Raw genomic sequence first — 24,126 nt, forward strand, 5'->3', positions numbered from 1 at the left:
ACCCCACCTTCCGTACCCCGTCTGCCGGAACCGGCCGGGCCGGGCGGCCGTTCCTCCGTCAGAAAAGGAGGTCCGTCCATGTTCCGTATGTCCGTCTTCCTGCACATGATCTGGGGCGCCGCGCTGACCGGGACGGCGCTGATCGTCGTGCTCGTGCTCGGCTGGTATTCCTGGCAGGCGATCGCGCTCGCCGTCGCCGTCGGGCTGGTGCTGACGATCCCCGCGAGCCTCGTCACCGCCCGCTGGATCAAGCGCGACGATCCGTTCTGGAACGAGGAGCGGAACCGCCCCCGCCGCGGCGTCGTCCGCGCGCCGCCGAACGGGATGCCCGACGCCTGACGTCCGACGGAGGGCGCGCGCTCGTCCGTATCAGCTCCGTCCCCGACCGGAGCCGTCCGATGCGCACCCTTTCCGCCCTGTTCCTCGCCGTCGCCGGGGGCCTGTCCCTCGCCGTGTTCCTGACCTCCGCCAGCTTCGCGGATGTCGTTTCGGCCTGTGCGCTCGCGCTGCCCTAGCGGAACCCCACCTTCCGCACCCGCGCCCCGCCCGCCAGCGCGCGCAGCATGCCCGGCGCTTGCGCCGCCTCGTACCAGCCGCGCGTCAGCTTCGTCCGCGGCGTCCCCTTGCGCCGGGACGGGGCGATGTCCGAGGCGTCGGTGCGCGGCTGGCGGGCGGGTGCGGGGTCGACCAGGCCGAAGGGCAGGCCGAGGCTGCCGCGGCGGCGGCGCGGGTAGAAGAGGTAGTGGTCCACCGGCACGTCGCACGCCGCCAGCCCCGCCAGCGCCGCCCGCGCCCCCGCGGCCGAGATCATGTAGGCCGCCGCGTCGGTCGCCAGCTGGTGCGCCCGGCGCAGCACCCGGCCGTCGCCGCACTCCATCAGCGCCGGGCCGCAGAGCATGCCGAGGGGCAGGGTGCCGCCCGCCTCCAGCTTCACCAGCGGCAGGGCGGGGTCCGCTTCTGCCAGCGCCTCGACCACCGCGCCGGTGTCGGGCGCCAGCTCGGCATCGTCCTCCAGGATCAGCGCCCAGGGCGCGCCGCTCTCCACCACCCGCGCCCAGGCAGCGGCGTGGGAGGCGGTGCAGGCCAGCGCCGGGCGCGGCACCGGGCCGAGCGGGCCGCCGGGGGCGATCGGGTGCACCGGCGCCGCGGGGTCGGCGGCGTCCACCGCCTCGACCCGGCGGACCGCCAGCCCCGCCGCGGCGGCGTGGTCCTCGATCCGCGCCCAGCGGTCGGGCCGGCGGGCGAGGTTGATGCAGAAGGTCGGCGTCATCGGGGTCTCCGCGGCTGGCGCCCTGTGCGTCGCATCCGCGGTGCGGGCTGGCAAGACGCGGGGCCTCCTGCGACACCGCCGGGCTTGCGAGGCGGCCCGGCGGGGCGGCATACAGGCGACGGGAGAGAGGGAGGGACGGATGGGCTACCGCGAGGTCTACGAGGGCTGGCAGGCCGACCCCGAGGGGTTCTGGATGGAGGCCGCCCGCGCCATCGACTGGGACCGCTTTCCCACGCGCGGGCTCAAGGACGACCGCGCGCCGTTCTACGAGTGGTTCACCGACGGGCTGGTGAACGGCTGCTACAACGCCGTCGACCGCCACGTCGCGGCGGGGCGGGGCGGGCAGGCGGCGATCCTGTACGACAGCCCGGTCACGGGGACGAAGCAGACGATCACCTTCGCCGACCTGCAGGCCCGCACCGCCCGCCTCGGCGGGGCGCTGCAGCGGGCGGGCGTCGGCGTCGGCGATCGGGTCGTGATCTACATGCCGATGGTGCCCGAGGCGGTGGTCGCGATGCTCGCCTGCGCCCGGATCGGCGCCATCCACTCCGTCGTCTTCGGCGGCTTCGCCGCGCACGAGCTGGCGGTGCGGATCGACGACGCGACGCCGAAGGCGATCCTCGCCGGCTCCTGCGGGATCGAGCCGGGGCGCGTGGTGCACTACAAGCCGCTGCTCGACGCCGCGCTCGCCCAGGCCCGGCACCAGCCGGAGGTCTGCGTGATCTTCCAGCGCCCGGAGGAGCCGGGGACGCTGACGCCCGGCCGCGACCACGAGTGGGAGGCGTTCCAGGAGGGCGCGGCGCCGGCGGACTGCGTGCCCGTGCCGGGCGACCACCCGGCCTACATCCTCTACACCTCGGGCACGACGGGCCAGCCCAAGGGCGTGGTGCGGCCGACGGGCGGTCACCTCGTCGCGCTGAACTGGACGATGAGGAACTTCTACGGGGTGGAGCCGGGGGAGGTGTTCTGGGCCGCCTCGGACGTCGGCTGGGTCGTCGGCCACAGCTACATCTGCTACGCGCCGCTGATCGCCGGCAACACGACCGTCCTGTTCGAGGGCAAGCCCGTCGGCACGCCCGACGCCGGCACCTTCTGGCGCGTGATCGAGGAGCACAAGGTGGCCGCCTTCTTCACCGCGCCCACCGCCTTCCGCGCGGTGAAGCGCGAGGACCCCAGGGGCGAGATGCTCGCCGGCCACGACCTGTCGCGCCTGCGGTCGATCTTTCTCGCCGGGGAGCGGGCGGACCCCGACACGGTCGAGTGGCTGCAGCGGATCACCGGCACGCCGGTCTACGACCACTGGTGGCAGACCGAGACCGGCTGGCCCATCGCCGGCAATCCCGTCGGGATCGAGGCGCTGCCGGTGAAGATCGGCTCGCCCACCGTCGCGATGCCGGGCTGGGACGTGCGTATTCTCGGCGAGGACGGGACGGAGGTGCCGCCCGGCACGCTCGGGGCCATCGCGGTGAAGTTGCCGCTGCCGCCCGGCACGCTGCCGACGCTGTGGAACGCGGAAGAGCGCTACCGCAAGAGCTACCTCGACCGCTTTCCCGGATGGTACGAGACCGGGGATGCGGGGATGAAGGACGCGGACGGATACCTGTGGATCATGGCCCGCACCGACGACGTCATCAACGTCGCGGGCCACCGCCTGTCCACCGGCCTCATGGAAGAGGTGCTGGCGGGTCACCCGGACGTCGCCGAGTGCGCGGTGATCGGCGTCGCGGACGAGCTGAAAGGTCAGCTGCCCATGGGATTCCTCTGCCTCAACAAGGGCTGCGACCGGCCGCACGAGGACATCGTGCGCGAGGAGGTTGCGCGCGTGCGGGACGAGATCGGCCCGGTGGCGGCGTTCAGGCTGGCTGTCGTGGTGGATCGCCTGCCCAAGACGCGGTCGGGCAAGATCCTGCGGGCGGCGATGGCCAAGGTCGCCGACGGGCAGGCGTACAAGGTGCCGGCGACGATCGACGACCCCGCCATCCTCGACGAGATCGCCGCGGCGATCCGGCCCCTCGGCTATGCGCGCGCCTGACGCAGGCGGACTGCGACCGGATCCACGATTGCGCGGAACGCCCGTCTCCCGCATAGTGCCGGGCGAGGAGAAGGGCGGACCGAACCGGCGGCACAGCCGGACGGGCCGCAGGTCAGGCGGGAGCAGTCCCATGCGATGGATGTTTGCGGTGGTCGCGTTCGCGGTCCTCGGATCCTGCGGCGGCGGGACCGCCTCGGGCGAGATCGGGCAGGCCTGCATGGCCGGCGGCCGGTCGGCGGCGAACCCGCGGCTGTGCGGCTGCATCCAGAGCGTCGCGAACCAGACGCTCAGCCGGGCCGACCAGCGCCGCGCGGCGCGGTTCTTCGACGACCCCGACGAGGCGCAGGAGACGCGGACCCGCGACGACAGCGCGACCGAGGCGTTCTGGCGCCGCTACCGCGATTTCGCCAATCGGGCGGAGTCGGCCTGCTCGTAAGGGCGGTCGGCGAGGAGCGATCTGCGCGGGCGCGAGGGCAGCGCTCGCTCGGCGAAGAACCTTTGACCACGGACACCCCGTCCCGGGCCCGACCCGGGACCTCGCGCATTCTCGGGCGCGGCCCCGGCTCAGGGCCGGGGCGGGTCGGCCTGTGCGCTCGGTTCGTCGACGTTGAGACCCACGACCACCCGTCCCGGGCCCGACCCGGGCCCTCGCGCATCCTCGGGCGCGGCCCCGGCTCATGGCCGGGGCGGGTCGGTCTGTGCGCTCGGTTCGTCGCCGTTGAGACCCACGACCACCCGTCCCGGGCCCGACCCGGGACCTCGCGCATCCTCGGGCGCGGCCCCGGCTCAGGGCCGGGGCGGTTGCTCTGGGCGGAGGCGGGGGCGCTCCCGCCGACCCGGAGCGCCCCGGCCGCGTCAGTCGCCGTCGGCCGCGTCCGCGGCGCCGTCGGCCGCGCCGTGATCCATAGCGCCGTGGTCCATGCCTTCCATCGGCGTCCCATGCAGGTCCATCGCCTCTTTGCGGGTTCCGAACGGCACCGTCACGGCGACCTCGCCTGCGGTTTCGAACACCAGCGTGAGCGCGACCTCCTCGCCCGCCGAAAGACCCAGCATCATCACGTGCAGGCCGCCGGGCCGGAATACCACCTCGCCGTCCGTGGGCAGGGGCAGGCCATCCGACTGTTCGACCATCGCCATCGTGCCGTCGGCGGCCGTCTCGGTCGCATGCAGTTCGGTCCTCTGGGCGATGTCGGCACGAGCGGAGAGGAGGCGGTCGTCGGGACCGCCGTGATTGTGGATCGTCAGGTAGGCGGCGCCGGTCGGGGCGCCGGGATAGGCGACGACGGCGATCGGATCGTGGATCTCGATCTCGGCGGCGGCGGGCAGGGCGAAAGCGGCCGCGGCAAGGGCGGCGAGAGAGAACGTACGGACCATGAGGGTCTCCTGTCGTGGAAGGGTGTCTGGAACGGGTCTCAGACCGGGACAGGAGGGGCGCGCGCGGCAAAGCCGGCGACGGCATGTGGTGGGGCAGGGGGCGCAGCGGGCAGGGCCACGGCGGCAACAGGGCTGGCGCCCGGCGGGCGCAGCGGCGGCGCCGGCGGCGGGGGCAGGGCCGAGAGGGCGAGGATGCCGTCCGGGCAGGCCATGACGGTCGCGCCGCCGCCGTCCGGCAGCGTCAGCGTGACGCCGCCCAGGCAGAAGGGAAGCCCCGGCTGCCCGGCGGCGAGACCGCGGGCCACCGAAACGAACTCGCCTGCCAGCATCAGCTGGCAGGCGAGAAGGAAGCTCAGCCAGAGCGCGCGCGTCCGCCGGGGCGTGGCCGCGCGCGCCATGGTCAGTGGGCGTGTTCGCGGTCCCAGTCGCTCTGCTTGGGGAGCGTCTCGAACGTGTGCTCCGGCGGCGGCGACGGCAGGGTCCATTCCAGCGTGTCCGCCCACTCGTTCCAGGGGTTCGGCTGGGTGGCGTTCTTCGGCGACAGCAGCAGCTTGAAGAACATCACGATGAAGAACACGAAGCTGGCGAAGGCGATGAAGGCGCCGATCGACGAGACGAGGTTCCAGGTCGCGAACGCCTCGGGGTAGTCGATGTAGCGGCGCGGCATGCCCTGACGGCCCAGGAAATGCTGCGGGAAGAAGGTCAGGTTCGCGCCGATGAACATCGCCCAGAAGTGCACCTGGCCGACCCAGTCCGGGAACATCCGGCCCGACATCTTGGGCATGTAGAAGTAGATGCCGGCGAAGATGCCGAACACGGCGCCGAGGCTCATCACGTAGTGGAAGTGCGCGACCACGTAGTAGGTGTCGTGGTAGGCCCGGTCGATGCCGGCCTGTGACAGGACGATGCCGGTCACGCCGCCGACGGTGAACAGGAACAGGAACCCGAAGGCCCACAGCATCGGCGGCCGGAACTCCAGCGAGCCGCCCCACATCGTGGCGATCCAGCTGAACACCTTCACGCCGGTGGGGACCGCGATGACCATCGTCGCCAGCATGAAGTAGCTCTGCTGGGTCAGGGACATGCCCACGGTGTACATGTGGTGCGCCCAGACGACGAAGCCGAGCACGCCGATCGCGACCATCGCGTAGACCATCGGCAGGTAGCCGAAGATCGGCTTCTTCGAGAAGGTCGCGACGACGTGGGAGATGATCCCGAAGGCCGGCACGATGATGATGTAGACCTCGGGGTGGCCGAAGAACCACAGGATGTGCTGGTAGAGGATCGGGTCGCCGCCGCCGGCCGGCTGGAAGAACGTGGTGCCGAAGTTGCGGTCGGTCAGCAGCATGGTGATCGCACCGGCCAGAACCGGGAGGGCCAGCAGGATCAGCCAGGCGGTGACGAAGATCGACCACGAGAACAGCGGCACCTTGTGGAGGGTCATGCCGGGGGCGCGCATGTTCAGGAACGTGGTGATCATGTTGATCGCGCCGAGGATCGACGAGGCGCCCGAGACGTGGACGGCAAAGATGGCGAGATCCATCGACATGCCGGCCTCGGACGTCGAGAGCGGCGGGTACAGCACCCAGCCCACGCCCGAGCCGAGCTGGCCGTTGCCGCCCGGCGCGAACATCGACGCCACGCCGAGCGCTGTGCCGGTGACGTACAGCCAGAAGGACAGGTTGTTCATCCGCGGGAACGCCATGTCCGGCGCGCCGATCTGCAGCGGCATGAAGTAGTTGCCGAAGCCGCCGAACAGCGCCGGAATCACGACGAAGAACATCATCAGGACGCCGTGATACGTGATCAGCACGTTCCACAGGTGGCCGTTCGGGGTGCAGTCCGCCTCGGCCGCGGGCCACAGACGCGCGCCCTCGGCGCACATGAACTGCACGCCCGGATGCATCAGCTCGAGCCGCATGTAGACGGTGAACAGCACCGAGATGAACCCGACCGCCCCGGCGACGAAGAGGTAGAGGATCCCGATATCCTTGTGGTTGGTCGACATGAACCAGCGGGTGAAGAACCCGCGGTTGTCCTCGTGCTCGTGGCCGTGAATGGCGGCGTCAGCCATGTGGCTCTCCCGGATCGCTAGCTGATCGCCCCCCGCGGCGCGCACGGGGGGCGTTGTCCCGCTTCTAGAGGCAAGGCCGGGGAGGGGCAATATTCCGCCGCCGTCCTGGTATAGGTCAATTTGGCGCATCCGGCCGCCGGACCGGACGCTCCGGCCTCAGCGTGGCGGCATCCGCACCGCGCCGTCGAGGCGGATGGTGGTGCCGTTCAGATAGGGATTCTCGACGATCTGCGCCGCCATCAGCGCATATTCCCGCGGCTCGCCCAGGCGGGCGGGGAAGGGGATGTTGGCGGCGATGGAGCGGGTCGTCTCCTCGGGCAGCCCTTCCATCATCGGCGTGTGGAACAGGCCGGGCGCGATCGCCATGACGCGGATGCCGGCGCGGGCGAACTCGCGCGCCGCCGGCAGGCACATCGCCGCGACCCCGCCCTTGGAGGCGGCGTAGGCGGCCTGGCCCAGCTGGCCGTCCTGCCACGCGACCGAGGCCGTGTTGACGACGACGCCCCGCTCGCCGGTGTCCGTCGGCTCCAGCGCCATCATCGCGGCGGCGGCGTGGCTCATCACGTTGTAGGTGCCGAAGAGGTTCACCTTCAGCACCTTCTCGAACAGCTCCGTCGACAGCGCGCCGTCCCGCCCGACGATCCGCGCGGCCGGGCCGATGCCGGCGCAGCTGACGCAGATGCGGGCCGGCCCGAGCGCGTCCGCGGCGGCCCGGACCGCCTCGCCCACCGCCGCGGCGTCCGACACGTCCACCGCCACCGCGTGCCCGCCGATCTCGCCCGCGACCGCCGCCCCAGCCGCCGCGTCGAAGTCGAGGATCGCCACCCGCGCCCCCCGCTCCGCCAGCAGCCGCGCCGTCGCGGCCCCGAGGCCGCTGCCGCCGCCCGTCACGATCGCCGCTTCGCCTTCGATCCGCATGATGATCCTCCGCCTTTTCGCGGATGCTACGGCGCAGGCGACGGGCGGGCAACGCCGCCCCGCCCTACAGCAGGAACAGCGTGATCGACGGAAACAGGACCAGCAGCACGACGCGCGCGATGTCCGAGCCGACGAACCACATCACCGCGCGGTAGGTCGCCAGCATGGGCGTGTCGCGGTCCATCGCGTTGATGATGAAGAGGTTCATCCCCACCGGCGGGGTGATGAGCCCGACCTCCACCACGATCAGGACGAGGATGCCGAACCAGATCGCGAAGCCTTCGGCCGATAGGCCGAAGTCCAGCTGGGTCACGACCGGAAAGAAGATCGGGATCGTCAGCAGGATCATCGACAGGCTGTCCATCAGGCAGCCGAAGACGAGGTAGAAAGCGAGGATCAGCGTCAGCACCAGCCATGGGCTGAAGCCCTGGCCGACGACCCAGGCCGACAGCTCCTGCGGGACCTGGGAGAGGGCGAGGAACGAATTGTAGAGGGCCGCGCCGAGGATGATGAAGAAGATCATCGCGGTGGCGATCGCGGTCGAGATCACGCTCTGCTTGAACAGCGCCCAGGTGAGGTTGCCGCTCGCCAGTGCCAGCAGTCCGGTGCCCGCCGCGCCGACCGCCGCGCCCTCGGTCGGTGTGAACCAGCCGAGGTAGATGCCCCCCACCACGAGGCCGAAGACCAGCAGGACCGGCCAGACGTCGGCCAGCGCCCGCATCCTCTCGGCCATCGGCACCGGCGGGCGGGTCCCGGCGGCGTCGGGGTGGCGGCGCACGTAGAGCGAGATCGTGATCATGTAGCCGAGCGCGGCGAGGAGGCCGGGGATGAAGGCGGCGAGGAACAGCTTGGCGATGTTCTGCTCGGTCAGGATCGCGTAGATCACCAGGATCACCGACGGCGGGATCAGGATGCCGAGCGTGCCGCCGGCGGCCAGCGTCGCGGTCGAGAAGCCCCCCGAATAGCCGTAGCGGCGCATCTCGGGCAGGGCGACCCGGCTCATCGTGGCGGCGGTGGCCAACGACGAGCCGCAGATCGCGCCGAAGCCGGCGCAGGCGCCCACGGCCGCCATCGCGACGCCGCCGCGGCGGTGGCCGAGGAAGGACTCCGCCGCCCTGAACAGCGCCTGCGACATGCCTGACAGGGTCGCGAACTGGCCCATCAGCAGGAACATCGGGATGATCGACAGCGAGTAGCTGGAGAAGGTCGAGTAGCTCTCGGACTTCAGCTTGGCGAGGAACATGGAGTCGCTGCCGGTCGCCAGCCACAGGCCGCCGATGCCGCACAGGAACATGGCGAGGCCGATGGGCGCCCGCAGGAAGATCATCCCCAGAAGGACGGGGAACGACCAGAAACCGATCTCGAGATTGCTCAATGGTCCGCCTCGCCCGGGGGCGGCATGATCGGCCGGCCGGTGACCGTCTCGGCCGCGCGGGCGGCGGCGCACCAGACCCCGACGAGGGCGGCGGCGCTGGCGGCGATCAGGCTGGCGCCGTAGGCCCACCAGACCGGGAACTGCAGCAGGAACGTCGTCTGCCCGTTGCGCAGCTTGTCCGAGAAGCCCTCGTACAGGCGCCAGGCGATGAGGACGAGGGTAAGGGCCAGCACGATCTCCCAGAACACGACCAGCGTCCGGGCGATGCCGCCCGGCATCAGGTTGGTGAAGATGTCCACGGTCGCGTGGCCCGACCGCAGCTGGCAGATCGGCAGGAAGGCGAAGATGGCGAAGGCGACGCCGGCCTCGACCAGCTCGAAGTCGCCGGGGATCGGGCCGACGCCGGTGCCGTTCAGCCAGCCGGCGAGGCCGGGGGCGGCGCCGGTGAGGACGTCGCTGTGGCCGAGCGTGACGAGGCCGCGGCCGATCACGCTGAGGCAGGTGAGGATCACCAGCGCGACGAGGACGAGGCCGCCGAGCAGCGCCATGACGCGGGCGATCAGGGTGACGAGGGGGCGCAGCGCGGTCACGACAGCACCGACAGCGGGCGGACGGGGGCGCGGCCCTGGGCGAGCGCGGTCAGGGCGGCGTCCTCCGTCACCAGCGCGTCTGCCTGCAGCTGGGTCAGCGCGACGTACTCGGCGCGCCCCGTTCCGTCCTCGCCCGCCTCCTCCGCGATCTTCCACGCCGTGCGCCGCAGGACCCTGTCGCCGAGATAGCGGACCTTGAGGCCGTCGAACCGCCGGCGCCGGGCCTCGGCCTCCGACGCAGTCAGCTCGCCCGCCCGCGCGGCGCGGTACAGCCGGTCCAGCACTTCGGGCCGCAGCAGCGTCGGCGCCAGCAGGGCGTCGGCCGAGGGCGCGGCGGCCTGTCCGACGACATGGAGCGCGGCGTCGGGGGAGAGGACGTAGCGGGGCATGGGGAGGGGCCTTCGGGCAGGAGGGCGGGCGCCGGTCAGGCGCCCGCCGATAGCGTCACTCGGAGGTGTTTTCCTCGATCAGGGCGCGCGCCCGGTCGAGCAGGGCCGTGCCGTCGAGCCCCTGGCCGTCCATCTCGGCGACCCAGTTCTCGATCGTCTGGTCGGCGGCGGCGCGCCACGGCTCGATCTGCTCCTCGGTCAGCGTGATGATGTTGTTGCCCGCCTCGACCGCGATCTCGCGGCCCGGCGCGTCGTATTCCTGCATCGTCGCCCCGGCCATGGCCGAGAATTCCAGCCCCGAATTGTCGTCAATGACCTGCTGCAGGTCCTCGGGCAGGTTGTCGTACGCCGCCTGGTTCATCGCCAGCACGAAGGTCGCGGTGTAGAGCGGGTCGGCCTCGAACTCGGTGTGGTTGGTGACGAGCTCGGTCAGCCGGATCGAGGGGGTCACCTCCCACGGGATGACGGTCGCGTCGATCACGCCCTTGGACAGCGATTCCGGAATCGCCGGGACGGGCATGCCCACCGTGGTCGCGCCGAGGTTGGTGAAGAGCTGGTTGGTCACCCGCGTCGGCGCCCGCAGCTTGACGCCCGCGAGGTCCTCGGGCGTCGTCACCGGCTCGCCCGAGTGGATCACGCCGGGGCCGTGGACCCACAGGCCGAGGACGTGGACGTCCGAGAAGATCGACGAGAACCAGTCCTGCTCCTCGGCGAGCTGCCAGTAGGCGCGCGACGTCGCCTCGGCGTCCGTCATCATGAACGGCAGCTCGAACACCTCGGTCTGCGGGAAGCGGCCGGGGGTGTAGCCGGGCAGCGTCCAGACGATGTCGGCCACGCCGTCGACGGCCTGGTCGTAGAGCTCGGGCGGGGTGCCGCCGAGCTGCATCGCCGGGTAGCGCTGGATCTCGATCCGGCCGCCCGACTCCTCCTCGATCGTGTCGGCCCAGACGTCGAGGACCTGGACGGGGACGTTGGCCTGCGCCGGCAGGAACTGGTGCAGGCGCAGGGTGTATTCCTGCGCGCTGGCGGCGGTCGTCGTCAGGGCCGCGGCGGCCGCGGTGCCCATGAGGCCGAGAAAGGCCTTGCGGGTGAGTGTCATGATCGTCCTCCCGGATGTCCGGCGGGCTTCGGCCCGCTCTCCGCACGGATGGATAAAGACCGTGCGCCGGGCTGTCCATCACTTGCGGGCTGGAGGGGGGCACGCGTCCGACCCCCCAGAGCAGATCCGAGGGCAGCGAATGGCCGCGGACGGCCGAGCGCTCGCTGTCGCTGGAGCATTTCGGCCGTCTCCACCGCACTACGTTGAAGCCGCCCCGATCTGAAAGCCCTGGTCCGAGGGCAGCGGATGGCCGCGGCCAGCCGTGCGCTCGTGATCGTAGGTGCGTTTCATCCATCAGCACCGCACGACGCCGGTGTCGCGCGTGCCGCCGGCGAAGCGGCTGGCCGGGGGCGGCCATCCGCTGCCCGGGCGGCTGGCGCCGCCGCCCGGGCGGGAGAAGTTGCCCCTTCGCGGCCCTCGTTACCCGCAGGCGCGCTCGCGGTTCATCGCCGGATCGAACGTCCGCTTCAGCGCCACGTCGAGGTCCGCCATCGTCACCGGCAGGCCGAGATCGACGAGGCTGGTCACGCCGTGGCCCGAGATGCCGCAGGGCACGATGCCGTCGTAGTGCGACAGATCCGGCTCCACGTTGATCGCGAGCCCGTGGAACGACACCCAACGCCGCAGGCGGATGCCGATGGCGGCGATCTTGTCCTCCCGCGCCGAGCCGTCCGGCAGCGGCGGCTTCTCCGGCCGGGCGACCCAGACGCCGACCCGGCCCTCGCGGATCTCGCCGGTCACGTTGAACTCGGCCAGCGCCGCGATCACCCATGCCTCGAGGTCGCGGACGAAGCAGCGCACGTCGTGCCCCCGCTCGGCCACGTTCAGCATCGTGTAGACGACGCGCTGGCCGGGACCGTGATAGGTGAACTGCCCGCCGCGCTTCGTCCTGTGGACGGGGAAGCGGCCGGGGTCGGTGAGATCCGCGTCCCTGGCCGAGGTGCCGGCGGTGTAGAGCGGCGGATGCTCCACCAGCCAGACGCACTCGCCGGCGCGGCCCTCGGCGATGGCGGTCGCGCGGTCCTCCATGACCGCGACGGCGTCCTCGTAGGGCGTCAGGCCCGGGCTGGCGATCCACTCCACCATCACCGCGGCAGCAGGCCGGCGGCGCGGACGGCCGGGACGTTTGCCCGGCTCACCGGGATTTCGCTGCCGCCGCGCAGCGTCAGGATCGCGCGGTCGCCCTCGCGCCGGGCGGCGGTGACCGCGCCCCAGGCCACCCAGTGCGAGCGGTGCACCTGCGCGCCGGGCAGGTCGCCGGTCTCGTTCATCGCGTCGCCGAGGCGCATCAGCACCATCTCCTCGCCCCTGGTCGTGCGGACGCGGACATAGTGATCCTCGACCGACAGCGCCAGAAGGGCCCCGCGCTTCGCCACGGGCAGGCGCTGCAGGATCGGTGGCGGGCCCGCGGAGGGCGGGGCGGCCGTCTCCTGCGGCAGCAGGGACAGCAGGAGCGTGACCACGACCGCGACGGGGACGATCGTGGCGGCGAGCCGCGCCATGGCGACCGGGTCGGCGACGTGCCTGCCGAAGATCGCGATGTTGAGCGCCAGAACGAAGACAGAAACGGCGAGACCGACCGCGACACCCGCGAGCGTGAGGCGCAGCGGCCGCGGCCAACGGGCCGGCAGATGCGGGGCGACGAATTGGGCGACGGCCGATCCGGTGCCGTAGCCGAGGACAGTCACGGTGACCCAGTAGGCGAGGCGGGACACCAGGCCCATGTCCTCCTGCGTGCCGAAGGGACCGGCGAGGCCGAGGATCACGCCGATTCCCGCCATCGCGGCCAAGCTGCGAGGATCGGTCATCTCCGCCCGCCATCGGCGAAGCGCGAGTTGCGGCGGCGTGTCGTCGGCGTCGTGGGTCACGTCGTTCGCGTATCCCGGCTGGAGAGCGGCAGGGCGGGGCGCGAAGGACGGTGGCACGCGCCACGTCCGATGAAAAGGGAGAGCCCCGATGTCACTCGATCCGATCCTGACCGCCCCCGCCGCCGTGCAGGTCCACGTCGCCTTCGCCCTGGCCGCGATGGCGCTGGGGCCGGTCGTCCTTCTGCGACGCCACCGCGACGGGCTGCATCGCGCGCTGGGCCGGGTCTGGGTCGGCGCGATGGCGGGCACCGCGCTGACGTCGTTCCTCATCCTCGAGATCCGGCTGATCGGGCCGCTGTCGCCGATCCACCTGCTGTCGGCCTGGACGCTGTGGGGCCTCTGGGAGGCGGTGCGCGCCGCCCGTGCCCGCGACATCGCCCGTCACCGCGCCGGGATGCGGAGCCTCTATGTCGGCGCGATGGGCATCGCGGGCCTGTTCACGCTGCTGCCCGGGCGCCGGATGCATGCGGCGCTGTTCGGCGATGCGGGGATGGGGGCGTTCCTGCTGGCCGCGCTGGCGCTGGCGCTCGCCCTTCTGCTGCTGCGCCCGGGGCGCGTCGGCGCGTGAGCCGGGGCATAGCATCGCCCGGCTCCCGCCGGGCGACCGCTCCCCTGCGAAGGCGGTCCGACGCCCGAGGGCTGGACCGGGGAGGCGACGTCGGGCCTCGTCCGGGGGCCGTCGAGGGGCGCGCCCGAGGGCCTGAAGAAATCGCTTGAGGCCCGCGGGACCCTCCGCTAGAGAGCCGCCACCAGTTCGAGTGCGGTTGTGGCGGAATTGGTAGACGCGCAGCGTTGAGGTCGCTGTGGGGTAACTCCCGTGGAAGTTCGAGTCTTCTCAACCGCACCATTCTCCTCCTGACGACACGATCGAGTGGCCGCCCCGAGGGGCGGCTTTTGGGTCTTGTCCGGGGGCGCCGGCCTGTGGTCTGCACCGGGGACAGACCCCAATCCGCCCGGAGAGTCCGATGCCCCTTCGCCCCGCCGCCCTGTGCCTCGCCCTGACCGTCCTCGCCGCCTGCGGCGCGCCGGGCGGGAGCCGCGTGACGGTGGGCGACACCGGCGACGTGGAGTTCCTGAACCTGCGCACGGGGCCGGGCCTCGGCTACGTCGTGGTCCTGGGGCTGCCCGAGGGGACGGCGTTGACTCGGCAGGACTGCGTGACCGAGCTCGGGCAGCTCTGGTGCCGGGTGGCTCTCGCGGCGGCGCCGGCGATCAGCGGCTACGTCGCCGCCGACTTCCTGCGGGAGTGACGTCGGGCCCGCCGTCGGCGCGGTCCGAAACATAGTTCATTCGGGGTCCCGGTGGGAATTGACGTCCGGCGCAAAGCTGCCATTGTCCCCCGCGCCATGGCATCGCAAACGATTTCGCAACCACGCCTCGCGCTGCGGTCGGTCGACCGCAGCTTCGGTCCCGTGCAGGTCCTGCACGGCATCGACATCGACCTGCGGCCGGGCGAGGTGCACGCGCTGATCGGCGAGAACGGCGCCGGCAAGTCGACCGCGATGAAGATCATGACCGGCTACCTCGCCCCCACCGGCGGCACGGTGGAGCTGGACGGCAAGCCGGTTCGCTTCGGCTCGTCCGAGACGGCCGAGGCGCAGGGCGTCGTCCTGATCCACCAGGAGTTCAACCTCGCCGAGCAGCTGACCGTGGAGGAGAACGTCTTCCTCGGGCGCGAGCTGCGGCGCGGCCTCTTTCTCGACAAGGCGGCCATGCGCCGGAAGACGGCGGGCTGGCTGTCCGAGCTGCGGTGCCGCGTGGCGCCCACCGACCGGGTGAGCGACATCTCGAACCCCGACAAGCAGCTGGTCGAGATCGCCAAGGCGCTGGGCCGCGACGCGAAGGTCATCGTCATGGACGAGCCGACGGCGGTGCTGACGAATTCCGAGGCCGAGGCGCTGTTCGAGCAGATCGACCGTCTGCGGTCCGAAGGTGCCGCGATCCTCTTCACCAGCCACAAGCTGGACGAGGTCAAGCGCATCTCGGACCGGATCACGGTCATGCGGGACGGCGTCGTGGTGACGACGAAGCCGACCTCGGAGATGAGCGAGGACCAGATGGCCGAGGCGATGGTCGGGCGCGAGCTGAAGGATCTGTACCCCGTCCGCCGCGGCGCCCTGTCCGAGACGCCGGCGCTGCAGGTCGAGGGGCTGACGGTGCCCGGCCACGCCGAGGACGTCTCCTTCACCCTGCGCCAGGGCGAGATCCTGGGGATCGCCGGCCTGATCGGCTCGGGCCGGACCGAGGCGATGGAGGGACTCGTGGGCCTGCGCCGCCATACCGGCCGGGTTCGGATCGGCGGGCAGGACGCGACGATCCGCACGCCCAAGGAGGCGCAGGAGCTTGGCCTCGTCTACCTCACCGAGGACCGCAAGAGCCGCGGCCTCGTCCTCAACATGGGCCTGCGCGAGAACCTGACGCTGACGTCGCTGCGCCAGTTCGCGAAGCCGCTTCTCGACCGCAGGGCCGAGGAGGAGGCGCTGACCAAGGCGATCCGCGACTTCGACATCCGCACGCCGGCGCGGGATACGCTCGCCAAGAACCTCTCCGGCGGCAACCAGCAGAAGCTGCTGATCGCCAAGACCATGCTGGCCGAGCCGAAGATCGTCATCATCGACGAGCCGACGCGCGGCATCGACATCGGCACCAAGCAGCAGATCTACGATTTCATCCACCGCCTCGCCGCGGAGGGAACGTCCGTCATCGTCATCTCCTCGGAACTGCCCGAGGTGATCGGTCTGTCCGACCGCGTCCTGGTGATGCGCCGCGGCCGGATGGCAGGAGAAGTGGCGGGCGCGGACAAGACAGAGGACGCGATCGTGCGCCTGGCCATGGGCCTCGGCGCCGCCTCGCGGGAGGAGGAGCCGGCGTGACCACGACGACCGAGGGAGGAGCGGCGCCTGCCAAGGCGCGGCACGGCGTAAACCTGCACGTACTGGGGCCGATCCTGGCGCTGATCGCGCTGGTGATCGTCGGCGCGCTGATGAACTCCAACTTCCTCAGCGCGGGGAACGTGACGAACGTCCTCGCGCGTTCGGCCTTCATCGGGATCATCGCGGTGGGGATGACCTTCGTCATCACCGCGGGCGGTCTCGACCTGTCGGTGGGCTCGATGGCCGCGTTCATCGCGGGGCTGATGATCCTGGTGATGAACCTGGCGCTGCCGTCGATGGGCGTGGGCCTGCCGGTCATGCTGCTCGGGATCGCGACCGCGCTGGTCGCAGGCCTGGTGGCGGGATGGATCAACGGCATCCTCATCACGACGATGCGGATCGAGGCGTTCATCGTGACGCTGGGCACGATGGGCATCTACCGCTCCCTCGTCACCTGGCTCGCGGACGGCGGCACGCTGTCGCTGGATTTCGGTCTGCGCACCGCGCTGCAGCCGCTCTACTATTCCGGCATCCTCGGCATCTCGTGGCCGATCATCGTCTTCGCCATCGTCGCCATCATCGGCGAGGTGGTGATGCGGATGACCGCCTTCGGGCGCTACTGCGCCGCCATCGGCTCCAACGACCAGGTCGCGCGGTACTCTTCGGTCAACGTCAACCGGATGCGCCTCTACACCTATGTCGGCCTCGGCCTGCTCGTCGGGATCGCGACGATCATGTACGTGCCCCGCCTCGGCTCCGCCTCGTCCGCGACGGGCGTCCTGTGGGAGCTGGAGGCGATCGCGGCCGTGATCATCGGCGGCACCGTGCTGAAGGGCGGCTTCGGCCGGGTCTGGGGCACCGTGATCGGCGTCCTGATCCTGTCGCTGATCGGAAACATCCTGAACCTGACCGACGCGGTCTCGCCCTACCTGAACGGCGCGATCCAGGGGGTCATCATCGTTCTCGCTGTGATCCTGCAGCGTGAATCCAAGGCCGGGGACTGAACCCCGCCGCAAGAACTCCAAGGGAGGAGACTTATGACGAAGCATCTCATGATGGGCGCCGCCTTCTCGCTGCTGGCCGCGCCGGTCCTGGCGCAGGAGACGACCGTGATCGGCGTCTCGATCCCGGCCGCGACGCACGGCTGGGCCGGCGGCATGAACTTCCACGCGCAGGAAGCCATCGACCGCCTGGAAGAGGTCTACCCCGAGCTCGACTTCGTGCTCGCCACGGCGTCCGACCCGGCGAAGCAGGTCTCGGACATCGAGGACATGGTCGCCGCGCGCGGCATCTCGGCCCTCGTCGTGCTGCCGTTCGAGTCCGAGCCGCTGACCGGCCCGGTGAAGGCCATCGCCGACCAGGGCGTCTGGGTCACGGTCGTCGACCGCGGCCTGTCCGAGCCGAACATCCAGGACCTGTACGTGGCCGGTGACAACCCGGGCTTCGGCCGGGTGTCGGGCGAGTACATGGTCTCGGCCATGCCCGACGGCGGCGACATCGTCGTGCTGCGCGGCATCCCGACCACCATCGACAACGAGCGTGTCGAGGGCTTCCAGGCCGCGATCGAGGGCTCGGGGATCAACATCCTGGGGATGGAGCACGGCAACTGGAACCGTGACGACAGCTTCACCGTGATGCAGGACTTCCTCAGCCGCTATCCCGAGATCGACGCCGTCTGGGCGTCGGACGACGACATGGCGGTCGGCGTCCTCGCCGCGATCGAGGCGGCGGGCCGCGACGACATCCAGTTCGTGCTCGGCGGCGCCGGCATGAAGGAGATGATCCAGCGCGTCATGGACGGCGACACGATGATCCCGGCCGACGTGACCTATCCGCCGTCGATGATCGCCACCGCGATCGAGCTGACGGCCGTCGGCGTGACCTCGTCGGCGCCGGTCTCCGGCACGTTCACCATCGGCTCGGTCCTCGTGACGCCCGAGAACGCCGAGAACTACTACTTCCCCGACAGCCCGTTCTGATCGGGCCGGGCGCGCCGCGCATCGCGGCGCGCCCATCCATGAGCTATCGCTTCCGCCCCGCGACGCCCGCCGACCTGCCGCTGCTGCGGCGCTGGATCGCCGCGCCGCACGTCGCCGAATGGTGGGACGCAGAAGATCCCTGCGACGAGAGCGACCTCGCCGACCCGTCGGTCCGGCGCTGGATCGTCGAGCCGGGCGGAGCGCCCTTCGCCTACGCCCAGGATTACGACCCCCACGCCGAGCCCGGGCACCATTTTGCGGACCTGCCGCGCGGGGCGCGGGGCATCGACCAGTTCATCGGCGAGGCTGCGATGACGGGGCGGGGTCACGGCACCGCCTTCCTGCGGCAGCGCGTGGCTGAACTGTTCGCCGAGGGCGCTCCGGCGATCGGGACCGACCCCCACCCGGACAACGCCCGCGCCATCGCCGTCTACCGCAAGGTCGGTTTCGTCGCCTACGGCGCGCCGCTGGTGGCGCCGTGGGGGCTGGTGCAGCCGATGGTGGCGCGGCGCGGCGCGTGACGCCGGGCGGTGACGGGCTGGGCGGCGCGGCCGGTCGGCCCCGGGATGTCCCGCCCCGGCCCTGAGCCGGGGCCTCGCCGGGCCGGGGCGCAAGGCCGATGAACGGCCACCGCGGCGGGGCGCTCCGTTGATCGGGGCCCCGGCTCGAGGCCGGGGCGGGCATTCGGGTGGTAGTTCGCCGCCCGTTCCGAGACGACGCTCATGACGGCCCCCCCTTGCCTCCGCCGTCGCGCCGCACATGTGCGCTGCCGCACTGCGAGCCGTCTTCGCGCGCCACCTCGCGCGGCATATCTTCGGCTCACACATTTCCGCGGAGGCGACCATGCGCTACCCGACCTACTTCATCTCACACGGCGGCGGGCCGTGGCCCTGGCTGCCGCAGATGCGGGCGCAGTTCGCGAACCTCGAAGCGTCGCTGACGGCGATGGTGGCGGAGCTGCCGGAGCGGCCGAAGGCCGTCCTCGTCATCTCGGGCCACTGGGAGACGGACGGCTACGCCGTCATGGCCTCGCCGAGGCCGCCGATGGTCTACGACTACCACGGCTTCCCGGAGGAGACCTACCGCGTCGTCTATCCCGCCCCCGGCGCGCCCGATCTCGCCCGGCGGACGGCGGACCTGCTGGCCGGAGCCGGCCTGCCGACGCGCCTCGACGACGCGCAGGGGTTCGATCACGGCACCTTCGCGCCGCTGGCGATCATGTTCCCGGACGCCGACGTGCCGGTCTACCAGGTGAGCCTGCGCCACGGCTACGACCCCGAGGAGCACCTGAAGGTCGGCCGCGCCCTGGCGCCGCTGCGCGACGAGGGCGTGATGATCGTCGGCTCGGGCCTGTCCTACCACAACCTGCGCCTCTTCGGGCCGGGGGCGAAGGAGCCGTCCGCCGGTTTCGACGCCTGGCTGAACCGGGTGCTGGACGACGCGCCCGCGGCCCGGACCGCCGCGCTCCTCGACTGGGAGAGCGCGCCCTACGCCCGGATCAGCCACAAGGAAGAGGATCACCTGATGCCGCTCTTCCCCGCGCTCGGCGCGGCCGAGGGAGAGCGGGCGACGCGGATCTACCACGACGAGGATCTCTTCGGCGGCGTCACCGCGTCGAGCTGGCGTTTCGGCGACGCTGCGGCAGCCTGATCCGCTCCTGCCCCTGCATTCTGCGACGCAGCATGCAGGGGCGCCCGGCTGCATGGAAAACGACCCTGCGTCACGCCGCATTGCGGCGTCTCGTCGCTATCCGGTTGCAATGCGTCGCAGGCTCCGTTTTATTCGGGGCCGCGAAAAGGCAGGATCAACCTGCGAGGCGCAGACGGGGAGATCGGTTTGACCGAAGCGGCCAGCGACGCATTCGTCGCCTTCGAGCGTGTCCAGAAGAGCTACGACGGGGAGACCCTCGTGGTGAAGGACCTGAACCTCGCCATGCCGAAGGGCGAGTTCCTGACGATGCTCGGCCCATCGGGGTCCGGCAAGACGACCTGCCTGATGATGCTGGCCGGCTTCGAGACCGCCACCCACGGCGAGATCAAGCTCGAAGGCAAGCCGATCAACAACATCCCGCCCCACAAGCGCGGCATCGGGATGGTCTTCCAGAACTACGCCCTGTTCCCGCACATGACGGTGGCCGAGAACCTCGCCTTCCCGCTGGAAGTGCGCAAGATCGGCAAGTCCGAGCGCGAGGAGAAGATCAAGCGCGCCCTCGACATGGTGCAGATGGGTCATTTCGGCGGCCGCCGCCCGGCGCAGCTGTCCGGCGGCCAGCAACAGCGGATCGCGCTCGCCCGCGCGCTGGTGTTCGAGCCCGAGCTGGTGCTGATGGACGAACCCCTCGGCGCGCTCGACAAGCAGCTGCGCGAGACCCTGCAGTTCGAGATCACGCGCCTGGCCCACGACCTCGGCATCACGGTGGTCTACGTGACGCACGACCAGACCGAGGCGCTGACGATGTCGGACCGCGTCGCGGTGTTCGACGACGGCCGGATCCAGCAGCTCGCCCCGCCGGACGAGCTGTACGAGGCGCCGCGCAACAGCTTCGTCGCGCAGTTCATCGGCGAGAACAACACCCTCGAGGGCACCCTCGAGCGGGTGGAGGGCGAGCGCTGCACCGTCCGTCTCGACTCGGGCGAGGTGATCGACGCCAAGCCGGTCAACGTCGGCAAGGCCGGCGAGCGGACCAAGGTGTCGATCCGGCCCGAGCGGGTGGAGTTCGACCCGGAGCTCGGCCCCGACGCGCACACGCTCAAGGCCGAGGTCCGCGAATTCATCTACATGGGCGACACGTTCCGCACCCGGCTGTCGGTCGCGGGCAACGACGATTTCATCGTCAAGACCCGCAACCGCGCCGACCAGGTGCGCCTGACGCCCGGCCAGTCCGTCACCATCGGCTGGCTGCCGCAGGATTGCCGCGCGCTCGACGCGTGAGGCGATTTTCCCGCGGGTCCCTCCCGGTGACCCGACGGGCAAGACAGACATACTCCGGGAGCAACTAGGGAGAAACGAATGAAACTCACCAAGTTCCTGATGGCCTCTTCGGCCCTCACCCTGACGGCCGGCCTCGCGGTCGCGCAGGAGGCGACCGAAAGCCCGGTCGCCGGCGAGGAGATGGCCAACGAGATCACGATCGTCAGCTGGGGCGGCGCCTACCAGGAGTCGCAGCTGAAAGCCTACGTCGAGCCCTACCTCGCGATGAACCCCGACGTCTCGGTCACCTGGGACGAAAGCTCGGGCGAGGCCGTCGCCGGCCTGCGCGCCCAGAACGAGGCGAACAACCTCACCTGGGATCTGGTCGACGTGACCGCCGCCGACGCGATGCGCCTCTGCGACGAGGGCCTCGCGATGGAGATCGACATCGACGAGATCGCGGCGCCCGCGCCGGACGGCACCTCGGCCGCCGACGACTTCACCGAGGAGATGCTGGTCAGCGACTGCTTCATCCCGCAGATCGCCTATTCCTACACCTTCGGCTACCGCAACGACGTGGCCGAGTGGAACGGCAACACGCCGGACGACATCTGCGACGTGTTCGACCTGGAGACGTTCCCGGGCCAGCGCGCGCTGGAGCAGCGCCCGCACAACAACATGGAGTGGGCGCTGATCTGCGACGGCGTCGCGATGGAGGACGTCTACGACGTGCTCGAGACCGAAGAGGGCCAGGAGCGCGCCTTCGCCGTGCTCGACCGGATCAAGGACCAGACCGTCTGGTGGACCGCCGGCGCCGACACGCCGCAGCTTCTCGCCGATGGCGAGGTGGTGTTCGGGTCGACCTACAACGGCCGCCTGTTCTCGGCCATCGTCGAGCAGGACCAGCCGATCGAGATGATGTGGGACACCCAGTCCTACGACCTCGACGGCTGGATCATCCCGGCGGGCCTGGACGAGCCGACCCTGAACCGCGTCAAGGACTTCCTGTGGTTCGCGACCGACACGCAGCGCCTCGCCGACCAGGCCAAGTACATCTCGTACGGCCCGGCGCGTCAGTCCTCGGCGCCGCTCGTCGGCCAGCATGCCGAGCTCGGCGTCGACATGGCGCCGCACATGCCGACCAACCCCGACAACGCCAACAACGCCTTCGTGCAGAACTACGAATGGTGGGCGGACTACCGGGACGACCTGGACGCCAAGTTCCAGGCCTGGCTCGCGCAGTAATCGACGACTGACTGGTGCGGCGGACCCGTTCCGCCGCGCCACCGGGCGGGCCCGCGGGCCCGCCCCCCACGACCGCGGAGGGACCATGCCCAAGGGCTACATCATCGGCCACATCACGGTGCGGGACCCCGAGGCCTACCGCGAATACATCGAACGCGACACGCCGATCCTGCAGGCGCTCGGCGGACGGTTCGTCGTCCGCGGCGGGCAGGCGCAGGTGATGGAAGGCGAGACCTTCCAGCGCCACGTGGTGATCGAGTTCGACAGCTACCAGCAGGCGCTCGACGCCTACAACGACCCCGGCTACCAGGAGGTCGCCGACATCCGCCGTCGCACCGCCGACAGCGTCATCCTCGTGGTGGAGGGCACATGACCGACACGCCGCTGGGCCCCGACCAGATTTCCGGCGCCACGCCGGACAACGCGCTCCGCAACGCCGACCGGGCCGCGGCCAAGGACGGGCCTCACGACGGCCCGATGCTCGCCGCCGACGGGACGCCGCTGAGGCGCTCGCTGAACCGCGCCCTGCGCCGGCAGAAGCTGCGGGCGCTCGCCCTCGTCGCGCCGCTGCTGCTGTTCATCCTCATCACCTTCGTCGCGCCGATCGCGGACATGCTGTTCCGCTCGGTCGAGAACCAGATCGTGGGCGAGACGCTGCCGCGCACCGTCGCGGCGCTGGACGACTGGACCTTCGCCGACGGCGAGCCGCCGGACGAGGCGGCGTACGACGCGCTCTATTCCGACATGTTCCTCGCGGCCGAGGCCAAGACCCACACCCGGCTCGGCGGGCGTCTGAACTACGAGACGACGGGCATCTCGTCGCTGTTCCGCCAGGCCGGCCGCGGCGTCGCGGACATCGGCGAGGCGCAGATCGAGGCGATCGAGGACAGCTCGGAGGCATGGGACGACAGCGCGTTCTGGGCCGGCCTGATGCTGACCGGCGACGAGGCCGCGGCCGACACCGACCTGCTGGCCGACGCGCGCGCCCGCGCCCGCATCATCTCGGGCGAGCCGCTGGCGATGCCGGACGAGACCTGGCCCTCCGCCGCCGCCGCCGCGGCGCTGCCGCGCACCGCCGTCGCCTACACCGAATTCGCCCTCTACACCTGGAGCGTGGACGAGGACCCGCCGGCCGAGGAGGACCCGTGGGAGGCCGTCTGGCTGTCCCTCGCGCTCGACCTCGCCGCCAATCCCGACGCGCCGTCCGCCTTCTCGGGCGCGCAGGCCGAGGCGCTGAGCGCCGCGCAGGCCGCGCTGCCGCCCGGCACCGCCGACTTCTCGTTCCGCGACGCCTTCCTCGAGATGGACGAGGACTGGGGCAGCCTCGACGTGTGGGGCACGATCAAGGCCTTCGGCGGTCCCTACACGTCCGGCTACTTCCTGTCGGCCGCGGACTACAGCCTGAACCCGGAGGGCGTCTCGGCGATGCCCGAGGACGAACAGATCTACCGCACGCTGTTCGTCCGGACGCTGGTGATGTCGCTGACGATCACGCTGTCCTGCATCCTGCTGGGCTACCCGGTCGCGTGGCTGCTGGCGAACCTGCCGCTGCGCACCGCGAACGTGCTGATGATCCTCGTCCTGCTGCCGTTCTGGACCTCGCTCCTCGTCCGGACCAGCGCCTGGAAGGTGCTGCTGCAGCAGCAGGGGGTGATCAACGACATCCTCGTCTGGCTGGGCATCGTCAGCGACGGCGGGCGGCTGATCCTCATCAACAACGCGACCGGCACGATCATCGCGATGACGCACATCCTGCTGCCGTTCATGATCCTGCCGCTCTATTCGGTGATGAAGACGATTCCGCCCAGCTACCTGCGCGCGGCCAAGAGCCTCGGCGCCACCGACTGGACGGCGTTCTGGCGGGTCTACTTCCCGCAGTCGGTGCCGGGCATCGGCGCCGGCTCGATCCTCGTCTTCATCCTCGCGATCGGCTACTACATCACGCCCGAGATCGTCGGCGGCACCAAGGGCGTCTTCATCTCGAACCGGATCGCCTATCACATCTCGACGTCGCTGAACTGGGGCCTCGCGGCCGCGCTCGGCTCGATCCTGCTGGTGCTCGTGCTGGCGCTGTACTGGCTGTACGACCGGATCGTCGGCATCGACAACGTCAAGCTGGGGGGCTGAGCC

Annotated in this window: 25 protein-coding genes and 1 tRNA gene; 15 read left to right on the forward strand and 11 right to left on the reverse strand. The window is 70.9% G+C overall.

Annotated elements, in window-relative coordinates; genetic code table 11:
* Nucleotides 1-78: 78 nt before the first annotated feature.
* Nucleotides 79-339 carry a hypothetical protein gene (locus A37W_RS21435; RefSeq protein ID WP_047772146.1) on the forward strand — a complete coding sequence of 87 codons (261 nt, stop codon included), beginning with the start codon at nucleotides 79-81 and terminating at the stop codon, nucleotides 337-339.
* 172 nt (nucleotides 340-511) lie between these two features.
* Here A37W_RS21435 and A37W_RS0109975 read toward each other — a convergent pair whose 3' ends face one another.
* Nucleotides 512-1,270, reverse strand: coding sequence for a glycosyltransferase family 25 protein (locus A37W_RS0109975; RefSeq protein ID WP_018302893.1), 759 nt, complete (start codon nucleotides 1,268-1,270; stop codon nucleotides 512-514).
* A gap of 139 nt (nucleotides 1,271-1,409) precedes the next feature.
* Here A37W_RS0109975 and A37W_RS0109980 point away from each other — a divergent pair, with 139 nt between their 5' ends.
* Together A37W_RS0109980 and A37W_RS0109985 are read left to right on the forward strand one after the other, a co-directional pair.
* Nucleotides 1,410-3,302, forward strand: coding sequence for a propionyl-CoA synthetase (locus A37W_RS0109980; RefSeq protein WP_018302894.1), 1,893 nt, complete (start codon nucleotides 1,410-1,412; stop codon nucleotides 3,300-3,302).
* A gap of 130 nt (nucleotides 3,303-3,432) precedes the next feature.
* Nucleotides 3,433-3,738 carry a hypothetical protein gene (locus A37W_RS0109985; protein ID WP_018302895.1) on the forward strand — a complete coding sequence of 102 codons (306 nt, stop codon included), beginning with the start codon at nucleotides 3,433-3,435 and terminating at the stop codon, nucleotides 3,736-3,738.
* Between the two features lie 419 nt (nucleotides 3,739-4,157).
* Here A37W_RS0109985 and A37W_RS0109990 read toward each other — a convergent pair whose 3' ends face one another.
* The 10 genes from A37W_RS0109990 to A37W_RS0110035 all read right to left on the reverse strand — a co-directional run bounded on the left by A37W_RS0109990 (nucleotide 4,158) and on the right by A37W_RS0110035 (nucleotide 12,989).
* Nucleotides 4,158-4,676 carry a copper chaperone PCu(A)C gene (locus A37W_RS0109990; protein ID WP_018302896.1) on the reverse strand — a complete coding sequence of 173 codons (519 nt, stop codon included), beginning with the start codon at nucleotides 4,674-4,676 and terminating at the stop codon, nucleotides 4,158-4,160.
* 38 nt (nucleotides 4,677-4,714) lie between these two features.
* Nucleotides 4,715-5,074, reverse strand: coding sequence for a hypothetical protein (locus tag A37W_RS21440; protein WP_018302897.1), 360 nt, complete (start codon nucleotides 5,072-5,074; stop codon nucleotides 4,715-4,717).
* A gap of 2 nt (nucleotides 5,075-5,076) precedes the next feature.
* The gene (gene ctaD, locus A37W_RS0110000) at nucleotides 5,077-6,750 is read right to left on the reverse strand and encodes a cytochrome c oxidase subunit I (protein WP_018302898.1); all 1,674 of its coding nucleotides are present in this window, start codon (nucleotides 6,748-6,750) and stop codon (nucleotides 5,077-5,079) included.
* A gap of 156 nt (nucleotides 6,751-6,906) precedes the next feature.
* Entirely contained in the window at nucleotides 6,907-7,668 is a 762-nt protein-coding gene (locus tag A37W_RS0110005) for an SDR family NAD(P)-dependent oxidoreductase (RefSeq protein ID WP_018302899.1), read from the reverse strand.
* A 64-nt stretch (nucleotides 7,669-7,732) separates the two neighbouring features.
* Nucleotides 7,733-9,043: a TRAP transporter large permease gene (locus A37W_RS0110010; RefSeq protein WP_018302900.1), complete on the reverse strand. Its 1,311-nt coding sequence runs from the start codon at nucleotides 9,041-9,043 to the stop codon at nucleotides 7,733-7,735.
* On the reverse strand, nucleotides 9,040-9,633 hold the full coding sequence (locus A37W_RS0110015) for a TRAP transporter small permease (RefSeq protein WP_018302901.1): 594 nt from the start codon (nucleotides 9,631-9,633) through the stop codon (nucleotides 9,040-9,042). Before A37W_RS0110015 ends, A37W_RS0110010 begins: the two co-directional genes overlap by 4 nt.
* Entirely contained in the window at nucleotides 9,630-10,022 is a 393-nt protein-coding gene (locus A37W_RS0110020; RefSeq protein WP_018302902.1) for a type II toxin-antitoxin system VapC family toxin, read from the reverse strand. The genes A37W_RS0110015 and A37W_RS0110020 overlap by 4 nt, the downstream gene beginning before the upstream one ends.
* A gap of 55 nt (nucleotides 10,023-10,077) precedes the next feature.
* Entirely contained in the window at nucleotides 10,078-11,121 is a 1,044-nt protein-coding gene (locus tag A37W_RS0110025; protein WP_018302903.1) for a TRAP transporter substrate-binding protein, read from the reverse strand.
* A 420-nt stretch (nucleotides 11,122-11,541) separates the two neighbouring features.
* The gene (lipB, locus tag A37W_RS0110030) at nucleotides 11,542-12,207 is read right to left on the reverse strand and encodes a lipoyl(octanoyl) transferase LipB (RefSeq protein WP_018302904.1); all 666 of its coding nucleotides are present in this window, start codon (nucleotides 12,205-12,207) and stop codon (nucleotides 11,542-11,544) included.
* Nucleotides 12,207-12,989: a LytTR family DNA-binding domain-containing protein gene (locus A37W_RS0110035; protein WP_018302905.1), complete on the reverse strand. Its 783-nt coding sequence runs from the start codon at nucleotides 12,987-12,989 to the stop codon at nucleotides 12,207-12,209. The genes lipB and A37W_RS0110035 overlap by 1 nt, the downstream gene beginning before the upstream one ends.
* Before the next feature lie 88 nt (nucleotides 12,990-13,077).
* On the opposite strand from A37W_RS0110035, the gene A37W_RS0110040 reads away from it, so the two are divergent.
* The 12 genes from A37W_RS0110040 (at nucleotide 13,078) to A37W_RS0110095 (ending at nucleotide 24,123) form a co-directional block, all read left to right on the forward strand.
* Entirely contained in the window at nucleotides 13,078-13,557 is a 480-nt protein-coding gene (locus A37W_RS0110040; RefSeq protein WP_018302906.1) for a DUF2306 domain-containing protein, read from the forward strand.
* A gap of 192 nt (nucleotides 13,558-13,749) precedes the next feature.
* Nucleotides 13,750-13,836, forward strand: a tRNA-Leu gene (locus tag A37W_RS0110045).
* A 118-nt stretch (nucleotides 13,837-13,954) separates the two neighbouring features.
* Nucleotides 13,955-14,239 carry an SH3 domain-containing protein gene (locus tag A37W_RS0110050; RefSeq protein WP_018302907.1) on the forward strand — a complete coding sequence of 95 codons (285 nt, stop codon included), beginning with the start codon at nucleotides 13,955-13,957 and terminating at the stop codon, nucleotides 14,237-14,239.
* A 96-nt stretch (nucleotides 14,240-14,335) separates the two neighbouring features.
* Nucleotides 14,336-15,862: a sugar ABC transporter ATP-binding protein gene (locus tag A37W_RS0110055; RefSeq protein WP_018302908.1), complete on the forward strand. Its 1,527-nt coding sequence runs from the start codon at nucleotides 14,336-14,338 to the stop codon at nucleotides 15,860-15,862.
* A 110-nt stretch (nucleotides 15,863-15,972) separates the two neighbouring features.
* The gene (locus tag A37W_RS0110060; RefSeq protein ID WP_081617085.1) at nucleotides 15,973-16,866 is read left to right on the forward strand and encodes an ABC transporter permease; all 894 of its coding nucleotides are present in this window, start codon (nucleotides 15,973-15,975) and stop codon (nucleotides 16,864-16,866) included.
* Between the two features lie 33 nt (nucleotides 16,867-16,899).
* Entirely contained in the window at nucleotides 16,900-17,841 is a 942-nt protein-coding gene (locus A37W_RS0110065; RefSeq protein WP_018302910.1) for an ABC transporter substrate-binding protein, read from the forward strand.
* Nucleotides 17,842-17,879: 38 nt separating this feature from the next.
* Nucleotides 17,880-18,362 (forward strand): GNAT family N-acetyltransferase, encoded by a 483-nt coding sequence (locus tag A37W_RS0110070; RefSeq protein ID WP_018302911.1) that lies wholly within the window; start codon nucleotides 17,880-17,882, stop codon nucleotides 18,360-18,362.
* A gap of 322 nt (nucleotides 18,363-18,684) precedes the next feature.
* Complete coding sequence (locus A37W_RS0110075) at nucleotides 18,685-19,491, forward strand: DODA-type extradiol aromatic ring-opening family dioxygenase (protein ID WP_018302912.1); 807 nt, start codon at nucleotides 18,685-18,687, stop codon at nucleotides 19,489-19,491.
* 186 nt (nucleotides 19,492-19,677) lie between these two features.
* On the forward strand, nucleotides 19,678-20,772 hold the full coding sequence (locus tag A37W_RS0110080; RefSeq protein ID WP_018302913.1) for an ABC transporter ATP-binding protein: 1,095 nt from the start codon (nucleotides 19,678-19,680) through the stop codon (nucleotides 20,770-20,772).
* Nucleotides 20,773-20,850: 78 nt separating this feature from the next.
* Nucleotides 20,851-21,996: an extracellular solute-binding protein gene (locus A37W_RS0110085; RefSeq protein ID WP_018302914.1), complete on the forward strand. Its 1,146-nt coding sequence runs from the start codon at nucleotides 20,851-20,853 to the stop codon at nucleotides 21,994-21,996.
* A gap of 85 nt (nucleotides 21,997-22,081) precedes the next feature.
* Nucleotides 22,082-22,369 carry a DUF1330 domain-containing protein gene (locus tag A37W_RS0110090; RefSeq protein ID WP_018302915.1) on the forward strand — a complete coding sequence of 96 codons (288 nt, stop codon included), beginning with the start codon at nucleotides 22,082-22,084 and terminating at the stop codon, nucleotides 22,367-22,369.
* The gene (locus A37W_RS0110095) at nucleotides 22,366-24,123 is read left to right on the forward strand and encodes an ABC transporter permease (RefSeq protein ID WP_018302916.1); all 1,758 of its coding nucleotides are present in this window, start codon (nucleotides 22,366-22,368) and stop codon (nucleotides 24,121-24,123) included. The genes A37W_RS0110090 and A37W_RS0110095 overlap by 4 nt, the downstream gene beginning before the upstream one ends.
* Nucleotides 24,124-24,126 lie beyond the last annotated feature (3 nt).

Origin of the sequence: Wenxinia marina DSM 24838, assembly GCF_000379485.1 — a bacterium.
Lineage (GTDB): Bacteria > Pseudomonadota > Alphaproteobacteria > Rhodobacterales > Rhodobacteraceae > Wenxinia > Wenxinia marina.

What these genes read in the sequence shown, in the direction of transcription:
- A37W_RS21435 (WP_047772146.1), top strand. Translation starts at nt 79, where the DNA reads ATGTTCCGTATGTCCGTCTTCCTGCACATGATCTGGGGCGCCGCGCTG.
- A37W_RS0109975 (WP_018302893.1), bottom strand. Translation starts at nt 1,270, where the DNA reads ATGACGCCGACCTTCTGCATCAACCTCGCCCGCCGGCCCGACCGCTGG.
- A37W_RS0109980 (WP_018302894.1), top strand. Translation starts at nt 1,410, where the DNA reads ATGGGCTACCGCGAGGTCTACGAGGGCTGGCAGGCCGACCCCGAGGGG.
- A37W_RS0109985 (WP_018302895.1), top strand. Translation starts at nt 3,433, where the DNA reads ATGCGATGGATGTTTGCGGTGGTCGCGTTCGCGGTCCTCGGATCCTGC.
- A37W_RS0109990 (WP_018302896.1), bottom strand. Translation starts at nt 4,676, where the DNA reads ATGGTCCGTACGTTCTCTCTCGCCGCCCTTGCCGCGGCCGCTTTCGCC.
- A37W_RS21440 (WP_018302897.1), bottom strand. Translation starts at nt 5,074, where the DNA reads ATGGCGCGCGCGGCCACGCCCCGGCGGACGCGCGCGCTCTGGCTGAGC.
- ctaD (WP_018302898.1), bottom strand. Translation starts at nt 6,750, where the DNA reads ATGGCTGACGCCGCCATTCACGGCCACGAGCACGAGGACAACCGCGGG.
- A37W_RS0110005 (WP_018302899.1), bottom strand. Translation starts at nt 7,668, where the DNA reads ATGCGGATCGAAGGCGAAGCGGCGATCGTGACGGGCGGCGGCAGCGGC.
- A37W_RS0110020 (WP_018302902.1), bottom strand. Translation starts at nt 10,022, where the DNA reads ATGCCCCGCTACGTCCTCTCCCCCGACGCCGCGCTCCATGTCGTCGGA.
- A37W_RS0110025 (WP_018302903.1), bottom strand. Translation starts at nt 11,121, where the DNA reads ATGACACTCACCCGCAAGGCCTTTCTCGGCCTCATGGGCACCGCGGCC.
- lipB (WP_018302904.1), bottom strand. Translation starts at nt 12,207, where the DNA reads ATGGTGGAGTGGATCGCCAGCCCGGGCCTGACGCCCTACGAGGACGCC.
- A37W_RS0110040 (WP_018302906.1), top strand. Translation starts at nt 13,078, where the DNA reads ATGTCACTCGATCCGATCCTGACCGCCCCCGCCGCCGTGCAGGTCCAC.
- A37W_RS0110050 (WP_018302907.1), top strand. Translation starts at nt 13,955, where the DNA reads ATGCCCCTTCGCCCCGCCGCCCTGTGCCTCGCCCTGACCGTCCTCGCC.
- A37W_RS0110055 (WP_018302908.1), top strand. Translation starts at nt 14,336, where the DNA reads ATGGCATCGCAAACGATTTCGCAACCACGCCTCGCGCTGCGGTCGGTC.
- A37W_RS0110060 (WP_081617085.1), top strand. Translation starts at nt 15,973, where the DNA reads ATGAACTCCAACTTCCTCAGCGCGGGGAACGTGACGAACGTCCTCGCG.
- A37W_RS0110065 (WP_018302910.1), top strand. Translation starts at nt 16,900, where the DNA reads ATGACGAAGCATCTCATGATGGGCGCCGCCTTCTCGCTGCTGGCCGCG.
- A37W_RS0110070 (WP_018302911.1), top strand. Translation starts at nt 17,880, where the DNA reads ATGAGCTATCGCTTCCGCCCCGCGACGCCCGCCGACCTGCCGCTGCTG.
- A37W_RS0110075 (WP_018302912.1), top strand. Translation starts at nt 18,685, where the DNA reads ATGCGCTACCCGACCTACTTCATCTCACACGGCGGCGGGCCGTGGCCC.
- A37W_RS0110085 (WP_018302914.1), top strand. Translation starts at nt 20,851, where the DNA reads ATGAAACTCACCAAGTTCCTGATGGCCTCTTCGGCCCTCACCCTGACG.
- A37W_RS0110090 (WP_018302915.1), top strand. Translation starts at nt 22,082, where the DNA reads ATGCCCAAGGGCTACATCATCGGCCACATCACGGTGCGGGACCCCGAG.
- A37W_RS0110095 (WP_018302916.1), top strand. Translation starts at nt 22,366, where the DNA reads ATGACCGACACGCCGCTGGGCCCCGACCAGATTTCCGGCGCCACGCCG.